This window comes from Amycolatopsis sp. PSD-21 (assembly GCF_055561455.1).
The window spans coordinates 5,596,775-5,612,118 of sequence record NZ_CM145712.1 but is presented as its reverse complement, the minus strand read 5'-3'; the positions used below and the strand labels follow the sequence as shown (position 1 = coordinate 5,612,118).

Sequence of the window (15,344 nt, the reverse complement as noted above, 5' to 3'; positions counted from 1 at the left end):
TCGCCGTATTCCACTATTGTTCCGTTTCCGCCGCCGATCGACAGTTGTCGGGCAGTCGCGTTTTCCTCGAAAGGAATCACCGTGAGCAGAAAACGGATCTTGGGCGTGGTCGCCCTGACCTTGGCCGCGCTGGCGCCGGCGGCGGGTCTCGCCGGTGCGGCGCCGGCGGACCCTCTTCGCGCCATCACCCCGACCGACGCCGCGCCCTTGCCGACCGGTGGCGTCCACGGCCAGAGCATCGGCGGTTCGCCCGCGTCGGTGAAGGACTACCCGTACGCCATCGCCGCCCTGCGGGAAGGCGGCTCCCGGCCGAAGGGGCAGAGCTGCTCCGGCTCCGTCATCGCGCCCCGGAAGGTGCTGGTCGCCGCCCACTGCAAGGAACTGGCAGGCGAGAAGAGTGTCCTTTATGGACTGGACGACCTGAAGAGCGCGGGCGGAACCCAGCTGAAGGCCGTCGACTACAAGATCCATCCCAAGTTCACCCAGCCCTGGTACGGCTACGACGTCGCGGTGATCACCGTCGACGGCGACATCCCGGTCCCGCCCGGCGGCTACGCGAAGGTCGCCACCTCCGCGGACACCGGTCTGGAGACGCCTGGCAAGGACGGGTTCAGCCTCGGCTACGGCAAGAAGGACATCAACGACTCCACTCAGGACGTCACGCTGCACAAGCTGACCCTGCCGATCGTGAACGCGAGCCAGTGCACCGGCGTGGAGAACGGCGTCGACCCGAAGACGATGATCTGCGCCGGCTACTCCGACGGCCGCAAGACCATCCTCCCCGGTGACAGCGGCGGCCCGTTCGTCGTCGACGGGAAGGTCGTCGGCGTCGCTTCGTGGAGCCGCAGCGACTTCCGCTGGTACAGCGTCTACAGCAGGCTCAACAACGAGATGGGGGACTGGGTCGCCCAGCAGATCGGCGGCGAACAGCCGGGCGACGTCTTCACGCTCGCGGCTTCGCCTTCGTCCGTGAAGGTACTGCCGGGCAAGTACGTGTCGGCGAGTGTCACGAGCAAGCCGGGCAAGAACGGCGCCGAAAACATCACGCTGTCGGCGTCGGGCCTGCCCGAGGGGGCCAAAGCCACGTTCCAGCCCGCCACGATCAAGGCGGGCGAGGTGGCGAAACTGACCATCGAGACCGCATCCGGCACTCCGGAAAAGGCTTACCAGGTCACGATTTCCGGAAAGGGAACCATCGAAACGGCCACCGCGGGCCTGTCGCTCACCGTCGGCGCCGGCGAACCTCCCGCCGGCGATCTGAAAGTGACCGTGAACCCGTCTTCGGGATCCGGACGCGCGGGTTCACTGGTGAGCGCGACCGTCACCGCGACCGGCGGAACCGGCTCGATCACGTTGTCCGCCAGCGGATCCGGGTTACCGATCAACCCGTTCTTCTCGCCGCAGAGCGTGTCGAGCGGCGGCAGTTCGACCATGCAGGTCTTCGCGCCGTTCCAGCCGGGCACGTATCCGGTCACGGTGACCGCCAAGGACGGCGGAGGCAAGACCGCGACCACCACGTACACCCTCACCGTCCAGTGATCTTCGTCGAAACAGAGGGGACTTCCCATGCGTGACAAGACGAAAACCCTGCTGGCGCTCGGTCTGCTGAGCCCGCTGCTCGCGCTCGGCGCCGGAACCGCGGTCGCCGCCGAGGCCGAAGGCGTCGTGATCCCGGCCAAGGAGCACTACGGCGACCAGTACATCGTCGTTCTCCATGACGTCGCCGCCGCGGGGCAGTCGGCGTCGGCCGAGCTGGCGAAGCGGTACGGCGGCGAGGTGCGTTCGGTCTGGACGTCGGCCGTCCGCGGCTTCTCGGCCAAGAGCATGACACCCAAGGAAGCACGGAAGCTGGCCGCCGACCCGTCGGTCAAGGCGGTGTACGAGGACGGCACCGCGCGCGGCACCGGCACCCAGCCGAACCCGACGTGGGGCCTGGACCGGGTCGACCAGAAGAACCTTCCGCTCGACAAGTCCTACACCTACCCCAACGAGGGCGCGGGTGTCACCGCGTACGACCTCGACAGTGGCATCAACCCGTCCAACCCGGAGTACGAAGGCCGCGCCAGCCTTGGCAAGGATTTCATGGGCGGTGACGGGAAAGACTGCCACGGGCACGGCAGTCACACGGCGGGCACGATCGGCAGCAAGACCTACGGCGTCGCGAAGAAGGTCAAGATCGTCGGGCTGAAGGTGCTGGGCTGCAACAACTCCGGGCCGGACTCGGGCATCATCGACGCCGTCGACTGGGTGACGGCCAACGCGCGGAAGCCCGCCGTGGCGAACATGAGCCTGACCATGGACGCCCCCGGGGTCGGGGACGACGCGGTGAAGCGGTCGATCGCGTCGGGTGTCGTCTACGGGGTGGCGGCGGGCAACGCCTCCACGGACGCCTGCAACACCAGCCCGGCCCGGGTGCCCGAGGCGATCACGGTCAACGCCTCGGATTCCTCGGACAACCGGTCCTCGTTCTCCAACTACGGGAGCTGCACCGACATCTTCGCGCCCGGCACGAACATCACGTCGCTGAGCCCGAGCAACGGCGGTACCGCGGGGATGAGCGGGACGTCCATGGCGACACCGCACGTCGTCGGCGCGGCCGCGCTGTACCTGTCGGCCAACCCGGGCGCCACGCCGCAGCAGGTGCGGGACGCGCTGGTGAACGGAGCGACCGCGGGCGTCATCAAGAACGCGGGCAGCGGCTCGCCGAACAAGCTGCTGAACGTCTCCTCGATCGGAAGCGGTGGCCCCGGCCCGCAGTGCGGGGTCAAGTCGAACACCACGCCGGTGTCCATTCCGGACGCCGGGGCGGCGGTGACCAGCTCGGTGACCCAGGAGGGCTGCGACGGCAGGGCTTCCGCGTCGCTGCCGGTGAAGGTGGACGTCTCGCACACCTACACCGCGGACCTCGTGCTCGACCTGATCGGGCCGAGCGGCAAGGCCTACCGGCTCAAGGAGCCGGGCGGCGTCGGCTCGGCCGACGGTGTGCACCAGACCTTCACGGTCGACGCCTCCGGTGAGGCGGCCAACGGCACCTGGAAGCTGAGCGCGCAGGACGTCTACCGGTTCGACACCGGCTCGATCGACGGGTTCGCCATCACGTTCTGAACCCACTGAGGCTCGCCGGCAGGGCGGGAGGGAAGCACCGGCGGGGCCGCTTCGGCGGTCCCGCCGGTGTTCGTTCGCCTGCGGCGTGTCGCGAAAGCCACTTTCGGGACATCAGAGGTCGCGAAAGTGGCTTTCGCGACACCTCGCGCAGGCGACGTTCGCCGTGGGGTGGCTGCCCACCCGGAGACGTTGCGAAAGCCACTTTCGCAACCTTCAACGTTGCGAAAGTGGCTTTCGCGACACACCCCGGCCCTGGTCCGGCAACCCCTTGGCAGCTTCCGGCCACCGGCCGAACCGTGCCTTGACGCTAACTAAGCCTACCCTTAGTTTCCCCCTATAACTTTCCAAAGGGGGCGAGATGCCGAAGATCGGTGGCCGTCCGGCGACGATCGCGCGGGACGACATCCTGCGTGCCGGTCGTGAGCTGGGGATGCGCCGGCTCAGTGTCAAGGCGGTCGCGGTCCGGCTGGGGGTGACCGCGACGGTGACCGGCAGCGGGTGTCCATCGCTCGCGCGTTGCTCAAACCGGCGCCCGTGCTGCTGGTCGACGAGGCCACCAGCGCGCTGGACGCCGAGAACGAGGACGCCGTGGTCCGCTCGCTCAGCGCCGACCCCGTGCCGAGGACGCGGGTGATCGTCACCCACCGGATCGCCGGGATCCAGCACGCGGACCGGGTGCTCTTCCTGGAGGACGGGCGGATCGCCGAGGACGGCACCGTCGAAGAACTCCTGGCGGCGCAAGGACGTTTCGCCGACTTCTGGCGGCGGCGGATCGACGCCACCGGCTGGAGGATCACCGCGAGATGACCCACACCCAGGGCGAGCCGGAATGGGTCGTGACCCGCGACGGAAGACGGCTCCACGCGATGGTGCACCCGGGACCGGAGGGCTTCACTGGGCCGACGGTCGTTTTCGAAGCAGGAGCCGCCGCCACCCGCTCGTCCTGGGCGGCGGTCCAGCCGGAGGTCGCCCGGCACGCCCGCGCGATCGTGTACGACCGGTCCGGGCTCGGCCGCAGCGCCCCCGACCCCGGAGGACGCACCCTGCGCCGGATGGCCGACGACCTCAACGACGTCCTCGACCATTTCGGCCAGGGGCCGTACGTCCTCGCCGGGCACAGCGCCGGCGGGCCGATCGTGCGGCAGGCCGCCGCCCGCCGCCCGGAGCGGATCGCCGGGCTGGTGCTGGTCGACCCGACCGACGAAGCCGCGGACGTCCTCTTCGGCCGCGTCTTCCGCACCGGTGAACGGGTCACGCTCCGGCTCGGCGCCGTGCTGGCGCGGCTGGGACTGCTCAAGTTCCTTTTCCGCGGCCTGCTGAAGGGGATCCCGGACGACGTCCGCCGCGACCTCGAACGGGAGGCGTTCACCGTCGGGACGGTGCGGACCCAGCGGGAACAGGCCCGCACCTTCCTCGACGAACTGGCCCTCTGGCGGCAGGATCCGCCGGTGCTCGGCGACATCCCGGTCACCGTGGTTTCGGGCGGCCTCGGCGGGAGCGGATTCTCCGCCGGGATGAGGGCCCAGGCGAACGCCTCACACGCCCGTCGGGTGGCCCTCTCTCCCGGCGGCAGGCACGTCATCGCGGAGCGATCCGGCCACTACGTCCCCTTGACCGAACCCGAGGTGATCGTCCGTGAAATCGTCAGGTTGACGCGAGCGCCCGCCTGAGCTCTTCGTAGGTCGGGGCGAGCGTCCGAAGGGTCGCGGCGGCGCGTGCGTCGTCCTCGACGACGAGGTCGTACTGCAACGAGCCGATCAGCCGGGCCTGCGTGGTGAGCACGGCGGCGGCTTCGTCGCGGCCGATCCGGCGCAGGCACGCCGCCGCGTCGGCCGTCCGCCGGGCACCGAGGCGGACCACGAAATGGACGAGCAGCCCGCGCAGTTCAGGGTCGCAGCCGTCGCCGATCCGCGCGGCGAGCGCGAGCGCCGCGTCGCCGTTGCCGAGCGTGCCGGGCGGGAGGCCGGTGTCCTCCTGCCCGCTGAGCCGCCTGATCGCCCTGGGAAGTGATGCCACGATCGCGGCCTCGTCCTCGACGACGGTGTGCCGCACGAACTTCGTCCGCATCGTGTGCGGTTTGCCGTACGCGACCGTTTCGGCGCGCCAGGCGGCGGCGAAATCCGCTCGGGGGATTCGCGCGTACGGGTACCCCTGCGGGTCGTGGGCGGTGACGGACTCGTCGTCCACGGCGAGCGCGACCAGGAAATGGTCGGCCCCGATCGGGCCGGTCATCCCCGGCTGGTGGCGCAAATGCCCCATTTCGACCGGACCGAGCAGCACCGGACCGTCGGCGAGGCTTTCGACGAGTCCGGCGAAGGCGGCGTCCGGATCCGGCTCGCTCGTCGTTTCGGCGCGCCAGCCGAGGGTGTCGAGGGCCTCGCCGATACCGAGATCGGGATCCCAGCCGAAGGCGTCGAAGAACGGCAGCGAACCGCCGATCAGCTGCATGCCGAAGGGGCTGCCGGTCACGGTTTCGAGCACGTCGGCTCCCGGCGCATCGGAGCCGAGCATCATCGCGAGGGAATGGGCGTAGCAATAGGGGCCGGAGCCGCGATAAGGAATATCGATCACGTGTTCGACGATGGCATTTTCCGGCGGAAAACGCCACTCCCGGTCGCGTCCGTTGTGGACAGTGCTTTCATCACCCGTCCGGGGGTTTCGGGGCCACTCAACGGGTTTTATCCAGGCGACACCGCCGGTCCCGGTTGTGCTCGACGATCAAGCCGACCCAGGATGACCACGACTTGGGCTCGCTGTCCCCGCTGTCCTGACCTGGGCCGACGGGAGCGAGGGGTGAGGCGGAGGCGGCATGGCGGAACGTCGGGGGCGTAATCGGTGGCGCCGGGGCATCGCGGTGCTCACGGTGGCGCTCGTTGCTTTGCTGATGGGTGCGCCGCTGCCCGCGAACGCCCAGATCCAGCCGCGCGGAGCGGGTACCGAACGGCCGATCGGGCCGGAACCGGTGTACTCCGGGCTGGCGCACGGCGGTATCACGATGGCGGCCAACTCCGTCGTGCAGTGCGGCGTCGGCGTGGTCTGCAACGAGTCCACGAGCAACGCGAGCCCGGTGTCGTGGATCAAGACCGACCCGGCCGCGCCCGGCAACACCGCCTCCGCGGCGGACCTGAACGTCCCGGCCGGTGCGAAGGTGCTGAACGCCCGCCTGTACTGGCAGTTCAACCCGGTCGCCAGCAGCGGGACCTCCGGCGACGGGAGCCGCGGCAACCAGGTCTCCGTGAAGGCCCCGGGTTCCGGTACGTACCAGCGGATCACCGCCGAGACCTACGACTGGTTCCCCGCGACCACCACGGGCGGGTTCCCGACCCTGTACGCCTACGGTGGCGCCGCCGACGTCACGTCTCTCGTGGAGGGCGCCGGCGCCGGGCAGTACACGGTGGCCGACATCCAGGCCTGTCAGGGCCAGTCGATCAGCGGGACGAACCTCGGCTGCTGGGGCGGCTGGTCTCTGGTGGTCGCGTACGAGCTGCCCAGCGAGCCGCTGCGCTACCTGCAGGTGTGGGACGGATTGCAGCGGGTCGCCGGCGGTACCACGCCCAGCTCGGCGACCATCGCGCTGAGCGGCATCAAGGCGCCGACCTCGCGTCAGCCCAACGTCGAACTCGGCATCGTCGCGGGTGACGGCGACGCGCCCATCACCGGCGACTACCTCCAGGTCGGCCCGGACGCGTCCAGTCTCCAGACCATCGCCATGCCCGCGCCGGGCGGCGTGGCGACCAACAACGCGTTCAGCAGCCGGATCGACCGGGTCACGGCCACCGGCTCGGGCACCAACGTCAGTTCGCGCGTGCCCAACCCGGTCAACAACGTCGGCTACGACTCCCGCAGCGTCGACATCACCGGCAAGGTCCCCGCGGGGACCACCGCGCTCCAGGTGAAGATCGGCACCGTCGGCGACGCGCTGTACCCGCAGACGATCTGGCTCGTCACCGACGCGCTCGAACCCGACCTCCAGATCACCAAGGCCAACGACCCGGTCGGCAATACCGACGACAACCCGCCTGGCTACGTCACCAAGGGCGGGGAGGTCACCTACAGCTTCGACGTCGCCAACCGGCACGCCGACGGCAGTGTCACCGACCTCGACACCGCGACGAACGTGGTGCTCACCGACACCCTGCCCGACGGCGTCACGTTCGTGGCCGGATCCAACCCGAACTGTTCGGCCGTCGGCCAGCTGGTCACCTGCAACCTGCGGAACCTGAGGCCGGGGCAAGCGCAGAAGGTCGACTTCAAGGTCAAGGTCGGTGCCTCCGTGCCGGACGGCACCAAACTCGACAACACCGCCAAGCTGACCTTCCGCGGCGAGGACACCGGACGGCCGCAGGAACGCACGTCGAACACGGTGCGGAACACGGTCACCTCGCCCGGATACCAGCTGACGAAGACCGTCGACCTCGCCGAGGCGATCCCGGGCGACACCCTGACCTACCAGGTGACCCTGCGGAACACCGGGGTGATCCCCGTACCCCCGCTGACGGTGCGCGACACCTTGCCGCCGGGGACGACCTACGTGTCCTCCACGCCGTCGAAGGGCACCGCGTCCGGTACCGGGCCGATCGACTGGGCAGTGAACGGCCTCGCCGTCGGGGAGACGGCCACGTTGACGGTGCGCGTGAAGGTCGAAGAGGCCGCCATCGGCAAGGAGCTGGTGAACCGCGCCAACGTCCCGGTCGGGCCGCCGCCGGTCGTCCCACCGGACAACCGCTGCCCGGACGATCCCGCCGCCGCGTGCGCGAAGACCAAGGTGCCGCCGCCGTCGTACACGGTGACGAAGACCGCGGACAAGGAATCCGCGAACCCCGGCGACGTCGTGCGCTACAAGGTCATCGTCGCCAACACCGGAAAGGTGACCGCGGCGGGCCTCAAGGTCGTCGACGATCTGACCGGCGTGCTGGACGACGCGGTCTACCAGAACGACGCCACCGCGTCGCCCGGTTCGGTGACCTACGCGGAGCCGAAGCTGACCTGGACGGGCACGCTCGCCGCGGGGCAGAGCGCGGAGTTCACTTACACGGTCAAGGTCAAGAGCCCGAACACTGGTGACAACCGGCTGAAGAACGTGGTCACGTCGGAGACGCCGGGTGGGAATTGCCCGCCGGGTTCGACGGATCCGAAGTGCGGCACGACGACGCCGGTTTCCGGGCTGCTGATCGAGAAGACCGTGGACAAGCAGTCGGCTAATCCCGGTGATGTCGTGAAGTACACGGTCACGGTGCGGAACACGGGTCAGACGAAGATCTCCGGTGCGACGTTCACCGATGATCTGACGCAGGTTCTCGATGACGCCGACTATCAGAATGATGGTGCGGCGACGATCGGTGGCGTCATCTATGCGGCGCCGAAGTTGACGTGGACCGGTGACCTGGAAGTCGGTGCCACCTCCACGGTCACGTACTCGGTGAAGGTCAAGAATCCGAACACCGGCGATAACGTGCTCAGGAACGTGGTGTCGTCGGAGACTCCGGGCGGTAACTGTCCGCCGGGTTCGACGGATCCGAAGTGTGGGACCACGACGCCGGTTTCCGGGCTGCTGATCGAAAAGGCCGTGGACAAGCAGTCGGCGAACCCTGGTGATGTCGTGAAGTACACGGTGACCGTGCGGAACACGGGTCAGACGAAGATCTCCGGTGCGACGTTCACCGATGATCTGACCCAAGTCCTCGATGACGCCGATTACCAGAACGATGGTGCGGCGACGATCGGCGGGGTCACCTATGCGGCGCCGAAACTGACTTGGACCGGAGACCTCGAAGTCGGTGCCACGTCGACCGTCACGTATTCGGTGAAAGTCAAGAACCCCGACCCCGGTGACAAGAAGCTGTCCAATGTGGTCACTTCGGAGACGCCAGGTGGTAACTGCCCGCCGGGTTCGACGGATCCGAAGTGTGGCACGACGACGCCGGTGTCGGGTCTGACGATCGAGAAGTCGGTCGACAAGCAGTCGGCTAATCCCGGTGACGTCGTGAAGTACACGGTGACCGTGCGGAACACGGGTCAGACGAAGCTGACCGGTGCGACGTTCACCGATGATCTGACGCAGGTTCTCGATGACGCCGACTATCAGAATGATGGTGCGGCGACGATCGGTGGCGTCATCTATGCGGCGCCGAAGTTGACGTGGACCGGTGACCTGGAAGTCGGTGCCACCTCCACGGTCACGTACTCGGTGAAGGTCAAGAACCCCAACAATGGCGATAACGTGCTCAGGAACGTCGTGTCGTCGGAGACTCCGGGCGGTAACTGTCCGCCGGGTTCGACGGATCCGAAATGCGGCACGACGACGCCGGTTTCCGGTTTGCTGATTGAGAAGAGCGTTGACAAGCAGTCGGCGAACCCCGGTGACGTCGTGAAGTACACGGTCACGGTGAAGAACACCGGTCAGACGAAGCTGACGGGAGCGACGTTCACCGATGATCTGACCCAGGTGCTCGACGACGCTGACTACCAGAACGATGGTGCGGCGACGATCGGTGGCGTCACGTATGCGGCACCGAAGCTGACCTGGACCGGAGACCTCGAAATCGGTGCCACGTCGGTGGTGACCTACACGGTGAAGGTCAAGAATCCGGCCCCCGGCGACAAGAAACTCATCAACACCGTCACGTCGGAGACGCCGGGTGGCAACTGTCCGCCGGGTTCGACGGATCCGAAGTGCGGCACGACCACGCCGGTGTCGGGTCTGCTGATCGAGAAGACGGTCGACAAGCAGTCCGCGAACCCCGGTGACGTCGTGAAGTACACGGTCACGGTCAAGAACACGGGTCAGACGAAGCTGACCGGTGCGACGTTCACCGACGATCTCACGCAGGTTCTCGATGACGCGGACTACCAGAACGACGGCGCCGCGACGGTCGGCGGGGTCACCTATGCGGCACCGAAGCTGACCTGGACCGGCGATCTGGAAGTCGATGCCACGTCGACGGTCACGTACTCGGTGAAGGTCAAGAACCCGAACACCGGTGACAACCGGCTCAAGAACGTGGTCACGTCGGAGACGCCGGGTGGCAACTGCCCGCCGGGCTCCACGGATCCGGACTGCGGCACGGAAACCCCGATTTCCGGCCTGGAGATCAAGAAGACGGTCGACAAGCAGTCCGCGAACCCCGGTGACGTCGTGAAGTACACGATCACCGTCAAGAACACCGGTCAGACGAAGCTGACCGGCGCCACCTTCACCGACGACCTGACCCAGGTGCTCGACGACGCCGTTTACCGGAACGACGGTGCGGCGACGATCGGCGGCGTCACCTACGCGGCACCGAAGCTGACGTGGACCGGCGATCTCGAAATCGGCGCCACCTCCACGGTGACCTACTCGGTCCAGGTGAAGAACCCGGGAGACGGCGACAAGAAGCTGTCCAATGTGGTCACTTCGGAGACCCCGGGTGGGAACTGCCCGCCGGGTTCGACCGATCCGGACTGTGGCACGACCACCCCGGTCTCCGGGCTGCTCATCAAGAAGACCGCCGACAAGAAGTCGGTCGACCCCGGCGACACGGTGAAGTACACGATCACCGTCACCAACACCGGGCAGACGAAGCAGGACAACGCCACCTTCACCGACGACATGACCGAAGTCCTGGACGACGCCGACTACCAGAACGACGGCGCGGCGACGATCGGCGGGGTCACGTACGCGGCGCCGAAGCTGACGTGGACCGGCACGCTGGAGATCGGGCAGACCTCGACCGTCACCTACACGGTCAAGATCAAGAACCCGAACCCCGGCGACAAGAAGCTGTCCAATGTGGTCACTTCGGACACCCCGGGCAACAACTGCCCGCCGGATTCGACCGACCCGAACTGCGTCGCGGATGTGCCGTCCCGCGAGCTGACGGTCAAGAAGACGTCGGACAAGCAGACCGCGAACCCCGGTGACGTCGTCACCTACACCGTCACGGTCACCAACACCGGCAAGGTCGATCTGGTCGGCGAGGACGCCGCCCGGGTCACGGACGATCTGTCCGAGGTGCTCGACGACGCCGACTACTCCGACGACGCCGTGGCGGCCCCGGTCGCCGGGAAGTTCGCCTTCACCGCGCCGAACCTGGTGTGGGCCGGCGATCTCCCGGTGGGTGCGTCGACCACGCTGAAGTATTCGGTGAAGGTGAAGAACCCGGTGACGGGCGATCACGAACTGCGGAACACCGTCAGCACCAACACCCCGGGCACCTGCCCGCCGCAGTCCGACGACCCGGCGTGCTCGACCGTCACCCCGGTGCCCGGCATCTCACTGGAGAAGAAGGCCGACAAGGCCACGGCGAACCCGGGCGACGTCGTGAAGTACACGGTGACCGTGCGCAACACCGGCAAGACGAAGCTGACCGGTGCGACGTTCACCGACGACCTCACCGAGGTGCTCGACGACGCGGTGTTCCAGAAGGACGGTGCGGCGACGATCGGTTCGGTGACCTACGCGGAACCGAAGCTGACCTGGACCGGCGACCTGGAGATCGGGCAGACGGCGACGGTCACCTACAGCGTCAAGGTGACCAAGACCGGCGGCGACGGCAAGCTGACCAACGTCGTCACCTCCGAGACCCCGGGCGGCAACTGCCCGCCGGGCAGCAAGGACCCGAAGTGCGGGACGACGACGCCGCTGTCCAGCCTGAAGATCAAGAAGACCGTCGACAAAGCGGAGGCGAAACCGGGCGAAGTCGTCACGTACACCGTCACGGTGGAGAACACCGGGCAGACCGCCGTCGACGCGACGTTCACCGACGACCTCACGCAGGTGCTGGACGACGCCACCTTCGACGGTACGGCGAAGGCCAGTACGGGGTCGGTGACCTACTCCGCGCCGAAGCTCACGTGGAAGGGCGAGCTCAAGCCGGGGGAGAAGGCCACCGTCACCTACGCCGTCACCGTGCGGAAACCGGCGACCGGTGACCACCGCCTCCGCAACGTCGTCACGTCGGACACCCCCGGCGGCAACTGCCCGCCGGGTTCGGGCAACCCGGACTGCGGGACCGACACCCGGGTGCCGCCCGAGCCTCCGGCGCCGCAGCCGCCGGAGAAGCCGAACCCGCAGCCGCCGACCACCCCGCGCCCGCCCGGGCTGGCCGTGACCGGCTCACCGGTGAAGACGATGACGGTGCTGGCGCTGGGCATGCTGGCCATCGGCGCGTTGCTGCTCCTCGCCGGACGGAGGCGCCGGGAGTCCTAGGACAGCGAGCGATTTCGCGTGATCGGAGGGACGACACCTGTGATCAGGTGGACGACACGTGTGTCTGGATGGACGACACGTGGTGGGAGCGCGACCGCGGGCGTGTCGTCCGTCTGATCACGTGTGTCGTCCGCTCAGTCACGCGAAAGTACCGGCTCGGCCCGGGTGGGTCGTGAGTGGCGATGCGGGTTATCGGGCGGCAAGGCAACATGTCGTGTCGCGAGCCGGAGATCGACCTGTGGGGCTGTTCCTGGTCTGAACAGTCCACAAGGGACGCTGGAGCTCGTCCAATGCCCGATTTGAGCGCTTTGCGCGGGGGTCGTGAGTGGCAATGATCGTTCTAACCCTCTTTACCACTCACGACCTCAGGTGAAATCGGACACTGTTACCTCAATCGGGCGTTCAGTCTGTGCGAAACAGCAGCGCCGCCGACTCGTTCCCAATGTCACATCGGTAGCGACCGTCAAGCGGTCTTCGGTACCGCGATCAGCGCTTCGACCTCGACGACCAGTTCGGGCTTCGCCAGCGCCGCCACCACGATGAGGGACTGGGCGGGCCAGTCCGCGTCCGGGTACCAGCGGGTGAAGGTCTCGCGCATCGCCGTGCGGAACCCGGCGAGGTGCTCGGTGCCGGAAAGCATGCTGAACACCTTGACCAGGTGTTCCGGGCCGGCGCCCGCCGCTTCGAGGAGCCGCTCGAGGTTGGCGAGCAACGCCCGGGTCTGGGATTCGGCGTCGGGTCCGGCGAGCGCGCCGTCGGGTCCGACGCCGATCTGACCGGACACGACGACCAGTTCGTGATCGGCGGGAACGCGGACCAGATGGCTGTACGGGCCGATCGGCGCCGCCACGGTCTCCGGATTCCAGCGCTGGATCATCGGTGCCCTTCTCTCGTCCGCTGAGGAAAATCGTCTCCAAGGTACCGATGATTCCGCCCCGCGCCGGGAGTCTCACCTTCGACGACGACTACTGGAAGGACTCCGGATGCCGGATTCAGGAACGAAGGCCGAGGTCTGGCCGCTGATCCACGCCGAGCGGGCGGCACTGGCGGACGACCTGGCGGGGCTCACCGAGGAGCGGTGGGGGACACCGTCGCTCTGCGAGGGGCTGACGGTACGCGAGGTGCTCGCGCATCTGACCTCGGCCGCGAGTCTCACCCCGCTGCGGTGGATGGCGGGCGTGATCCGCTGCCGGTGGGATTTCGACAAGCAGGTCGCCATGCGCCTGGCCGAGCAGCTGGGGGACGACGGCGCCGAGACGCTGGAGCGGTTCCGCGGCGTCGTCACCAGCACGACGAAACCGCCCCTGCCGAAGATGGCGATGCTCGGCGAGACGATCGTGCACGGCGAGGACATCCGCCGCCCGCTCGGGATCCGCCGCGATCACCCGATCGACGTCCTCACCGCGCTGGCCGGGTACTACCGGGGCTCGGACATGGTGGTGGTGGCGAAGGGACGCATCGGCGGGCTCCGGCTGCAAGCCACCGATGGCCCCTTCGGCACCGGGGCCGGGCCGCTCGTCTCGGGCACGACCTTGGCGCTGATCATGGCCATGACCGGACGGGCGGCCTACCTCGACGAACTCGACGGCGACGGGGTCCCGGCCCTGCGGAAACGCGTCCTTTCTCAGGACTGAGACTCGAGGGGCAGTCCCGCGCCTGCCCAGTCCTCGATGCCCTCCCGGTACTTGCGGACGTCGGTGTAGCCGAGGGCGGTGAGCCGGTCGGCGACCTGGCCGCTGTTCGGGCAGGCGGGGTTCGAGCAGTAGGTGACGATGGCGGCGCCACGATCGGGCAGCACGGTCGCGGCGTGCGCGTCGACATCGGCGAGAACCAGGGGAACGGCGCCGGGCAGATGCTGCTTGGCGTAGTACTCGCCACCCAGTGCGTCGACCACCGTCACGGTCTTGGCGTCGATCGCGGCCTTCAGTTCGTCACGGGTGATGAGTGCGGTCATGTCGCTACCTCCAGTTAATCGGACTATAGTCCGGATGTGCCTCACGACCATAACGGACCGCAGTCCGCTTCTGCAACCTCGCTGGAACTTCTGCGCACGCCGCCGCCCAAGGAGCGCGCCGACGCGGCGCGCAACCGGGCCGCGATCCTGGACGCGGCGGCGGCGTTGTTCACCGAGCACGGCGTCGAAGCGGTGTCGATGGATCAGGTGGCGGCCGCCGCGGGAGTGGGCAAGGGCACGCTTTTCCGCCGCTTCGGTGACAAGGCAGGATTGGCCGTCGCCTTGCTGGACGCGCGGGAACGCCTGCTCCAGGAAGGGATCCTGCACGGCCCGCCCCCGCTGGGGCCCGGCGCTCCGCCGGTCGAACGGCTCGTGGCCTTCGCCGAGGCGTACGTCGACTACGTGCTCGAACACCTTCCGCTGGTACGGATGTCGGAGACCGCCGCGCTGGGGGCGCGTTATCGCATCGGGGCCTACCGGTTCTGGCACCGGCACGTCGCGATCCTGCTCGACGGCACGCCCGACCCCGAGCACGCCGCGCACGCGCTGCTGGCCCCGCTCGCCGCCGAGCATCTGACCGCGTTGCTGCCGGAGCTGGGGGAGGACCGCGTCCGCGCCGGGATCGCGCGCCTGTGGCGGCTGGCCGGATCCCAGTAGGGTGGCGGCGAGGACCTCGGGAGTGTGTCGATGATGGTGGAGAGCCGGAGGACGGCAGGGCAGGCCGTGCCGGTACTGCTCGCCGCCGTGCTGACCGCGCTCGGCCTGCTCTTCGCGCTCCACTCGGGTGGTTCCGCTTCGGCGGGCGAACCGCGCGGGGCGAACGCGACGATCGACTCCTCGGTCTCCAAGGCCGTCGCGCCGGTGCGCGCCGCGGGCAGGCTCGCCGCCGAACCCGCCCTCCTGGGTGTGCACGGTCACGGTGACCTTCCTCTCTTCGGCACCGTCCCGCACGGTCCGGCGTCCACGACGCTGCTCCGCCTCAGCGAACTCCACGAAGACGTCACCCCTCCCTCGCGCACTGCGAACCGCCTCGCGCTGGGGGATCGCGCTCCTCCTTTCCCGGCAGCCGTCTGACGCTGACGGGCGCGTATTCGCGTG

The 15,344-nt window shown here is 68.3% G+C and carries 11 protein-coding genes; 8 read left to right on the top strand and 3 right to left on the bottom strand.

Features of this window, described 5'->3' with window-relative positions; all coding sequences use genetic code 11:
- The first annotated feature begins 81 nt into the window (after window positions 1-81).
- From ACZ1DY_RS26215 to ACZ1DY_RS26200, 4 genes are all read left to right on the top strand, one after another.
- Window positions 82-1,539, top strand: a complete 1,458-nt coding sequence (locus ACZ1DY_RS26215; RefSeq protein WP_465481188.1) for a trypsin-like serine protease — start codon at window positions 82-84, stop codon at window positions 1,537-1,539.
- A gap of 27 nt (window positions 1,540-1,566) precedes the next feature.
- Window positions 1,567-3,105, top strand: coding sequence for a S8 family serine peptidase (locus tag ACZ1DY_RS26210; protein WP_465481187.1), 1,539 nt, complete (start codon window positions 1,567-1,569; stop codon window positions 3,103-3,105).
- Window positions 3,106-3,603: 498 nt separating this feature from the next.
- Window positions 3,604-3,912, top strand: a complete 309-nt coding sequence (locus tag ACZ1DY_RS26205) for a hypothetical protein (RefSeq protein ID WP_465481186.1) — start codon at window positions 3,604-3,606, stop codon at window positions 3,910-3,912.
- Window positions 3,909-4,775: an alpha/beta fold hydrolase gene (locus ACZ1DY_RS26200; RefSeq protein ID WP_465481185.1), complete on the top strand. Its 867-nt coding sequence runs from the start codon at window positions 3,909-3,911 to the stop codon at window positions 4,773-4,775. The genes ACZ1DY_RS26205 and ACZ1DY_RS26200 overlap by 4 nt, the downstream gene beginning before the upstream one ends.
- Here the strand turns inward: ACZ1DY_RS26200 and ACZ1DY_RS26195 are convergent.
- Window positions 4,750-5,676 (bottom strand): hypothetical protein, encoded by a 927-nt coding sequence (locus tag ACZ1DY_RS26195; protein ID WP_465481184.1) that lies wholly within the window; start codon window positions 5,674-5,676, stop codon window positions 4,750-4,752. The two genes, ACZ1DY_RS26200 and ACZ1DY_RS26195, sit on opposite strands and share 26 nt — an antisense overlap.
- Window positions 5,677-5,914: 238 nt before the next feature.
- Between ACZ1DY_RS26195 and ACZ1DY_RS26190 the strand changes: the two genes are divergently transcribed.
- Window positions 5,915-12,292 (top strand): DUF7927 domain-containing protein, encoded by a 6,378-nt coding sequence (locus tag ACZ1DY_RS26190; protein WP_465481183.1) that lies wholly within the window; start codon window positions 5,915-5,917, stop codon window positions 12,290-12,292.
- A gap of 463 nt (window positions 12,293-12,755) precedes the next feature.
- Here the strand turns inward: ACZ1DY_RS26190 and ACZ1DY_RS26185 are convergent, their stop codons facing one another.
- Complete coding sequence (locus ACZ1DY_RS26185; protein ID WP_257485992.1) at window positions 12,756-13,169, bottom strand: RidA family protein; 414 nt, start codon at window positions 13,167-13,169, stop codon at window positions 12,756-12,758.
- A gap of 106 nt (window positions 13,170-13,275) precedes the next feature.
- On the opposite strand from ACZ1DY_RS26185, the gene ACZ1DY_RS26180 reads away from it, so the two are divergent.
- The gene (locus tag ACZ1DY_RS26180; protein WP_465481182.1) at window positions 13,276-13,926 is read left to right on the top strand and encodes a maleylpyruvate isomerase family mycothiol-dependent enzyme; all 651 of its coding nucleotides are present in this window, start codon (window positions 13,276-13,278) and stop codon (window positions 13,924-13,926) included.
- On the opposite strand, the gene ACZ1DY_RS26175 is transcribed toward ACZ1DY_RS26180, so the two are convergent.
- A complete protein-coding gene (locus tag ACZ1DY_RS26175) occupies window positions 13,917-14,246 on the bottom strand; it encodes a rhodanese-like domain-containing protein (RefSeq protein ID WP_125682618.1) in 330 nt (109 codons plus the stop codon). The two genes, ACZ1DY_RS26180 and ACZ1DY_RS26175, sit on opposite strands and share 10 nt — an antisense overlap.
- An 81-nt stretch (window positions 14,247-14,327) precedes the next feature.
- Here ACZ1DY_RS26175 and ACZ1DY_RS26170 point away from each other — a divergent pair, with 81 nt between their 5' ends.
- Both ACZ1DY_RS26170 and ACZ1DY_RS26165 read left to right on the top strand, forming a co-directional pair.
- Complete coding sequence (locus ACZ1DY_RS26170) at window positions 14,328-14,903, top strand: TetR/AcrR family transcriptional regulator (RefSeq protein WP_465485711.1); 576 nt, start codon at window positions 14,328-14,330, stop codon at window positions 14,901-14,903.
- Window positions 14,904-14,933: 30 nt separating this feature from the next.
- Window positions 14,934-15,320 (top strand): hypothetical protein, encoded by a 387-nt coding sequence (locus tag ACZ1DY_RS26165; protein ID WP_257485994.1) that lies wholly within the window; start codon window positions 14,934-14,936, stop codon window positions 15,318-15,320.
- Window positions 15,321-15,344 lie beyond the last annotated feature (24 nt).

What these genes read in the sequence shown, in the direction of transcription:
- ACZ1DY_RS26210 (WP_465481187.1), top strand. Translation starts at nt 1,567, where the DNA reads ATGCGTGACAAGACGAAAACCCTGCTGGCGCTCGGTCTGCTGAGCCCG.
- ACZ1DY_RS26200 (WP_465481185.1), top strand. Translation starts at nt 3,909, where the DNA reads ATGACCCACACCCAGGGCGAGCCGGAATGGGTCGTGACCCGCGACGGA.
- ACZ1DY_RS26190 (WP_465481183.1), top strand. Translation starts at nt 5,915, where the DNA reads ATGGCGGAACGTCGGGGGCGTAATCGGTGGCGCCGGGGCATCGCGGTG.
- ACZ1DY_RS26185 (WP_257485992.1), bottom strand. Translation starts at nt 13,169, where the DNA reads ATGATCCAGCGCTGGAATCCGGAGACCGTGGCGGCGCCGATCGGCCCG.
- ACZ1DY_RS26180 (WP_465481182.1), top strand. Translation starts at nt 13,276, where the DNA reads ATGCCGGATTCAGGAACGAAGGCCGAGGTCTGGCCGCTGATCCACGCC.
- ACZ1DY_RS26175 (WP_125682618.1), bottom strand. Translation starts at nt 14,246, where the DNA reads ATGACCGCACTCATCACCCGTGACGAACTGAAGGCCGCGATCGACGCC.
- ACZ1DY_RS26165 (WP_257485994.1), top strand. Translation starts at nt 14,934, where the DNA reads ATGATGGTGGAGAGCCGGAGGACGGCAGGGCAGGCCGTGCCGGTACTG.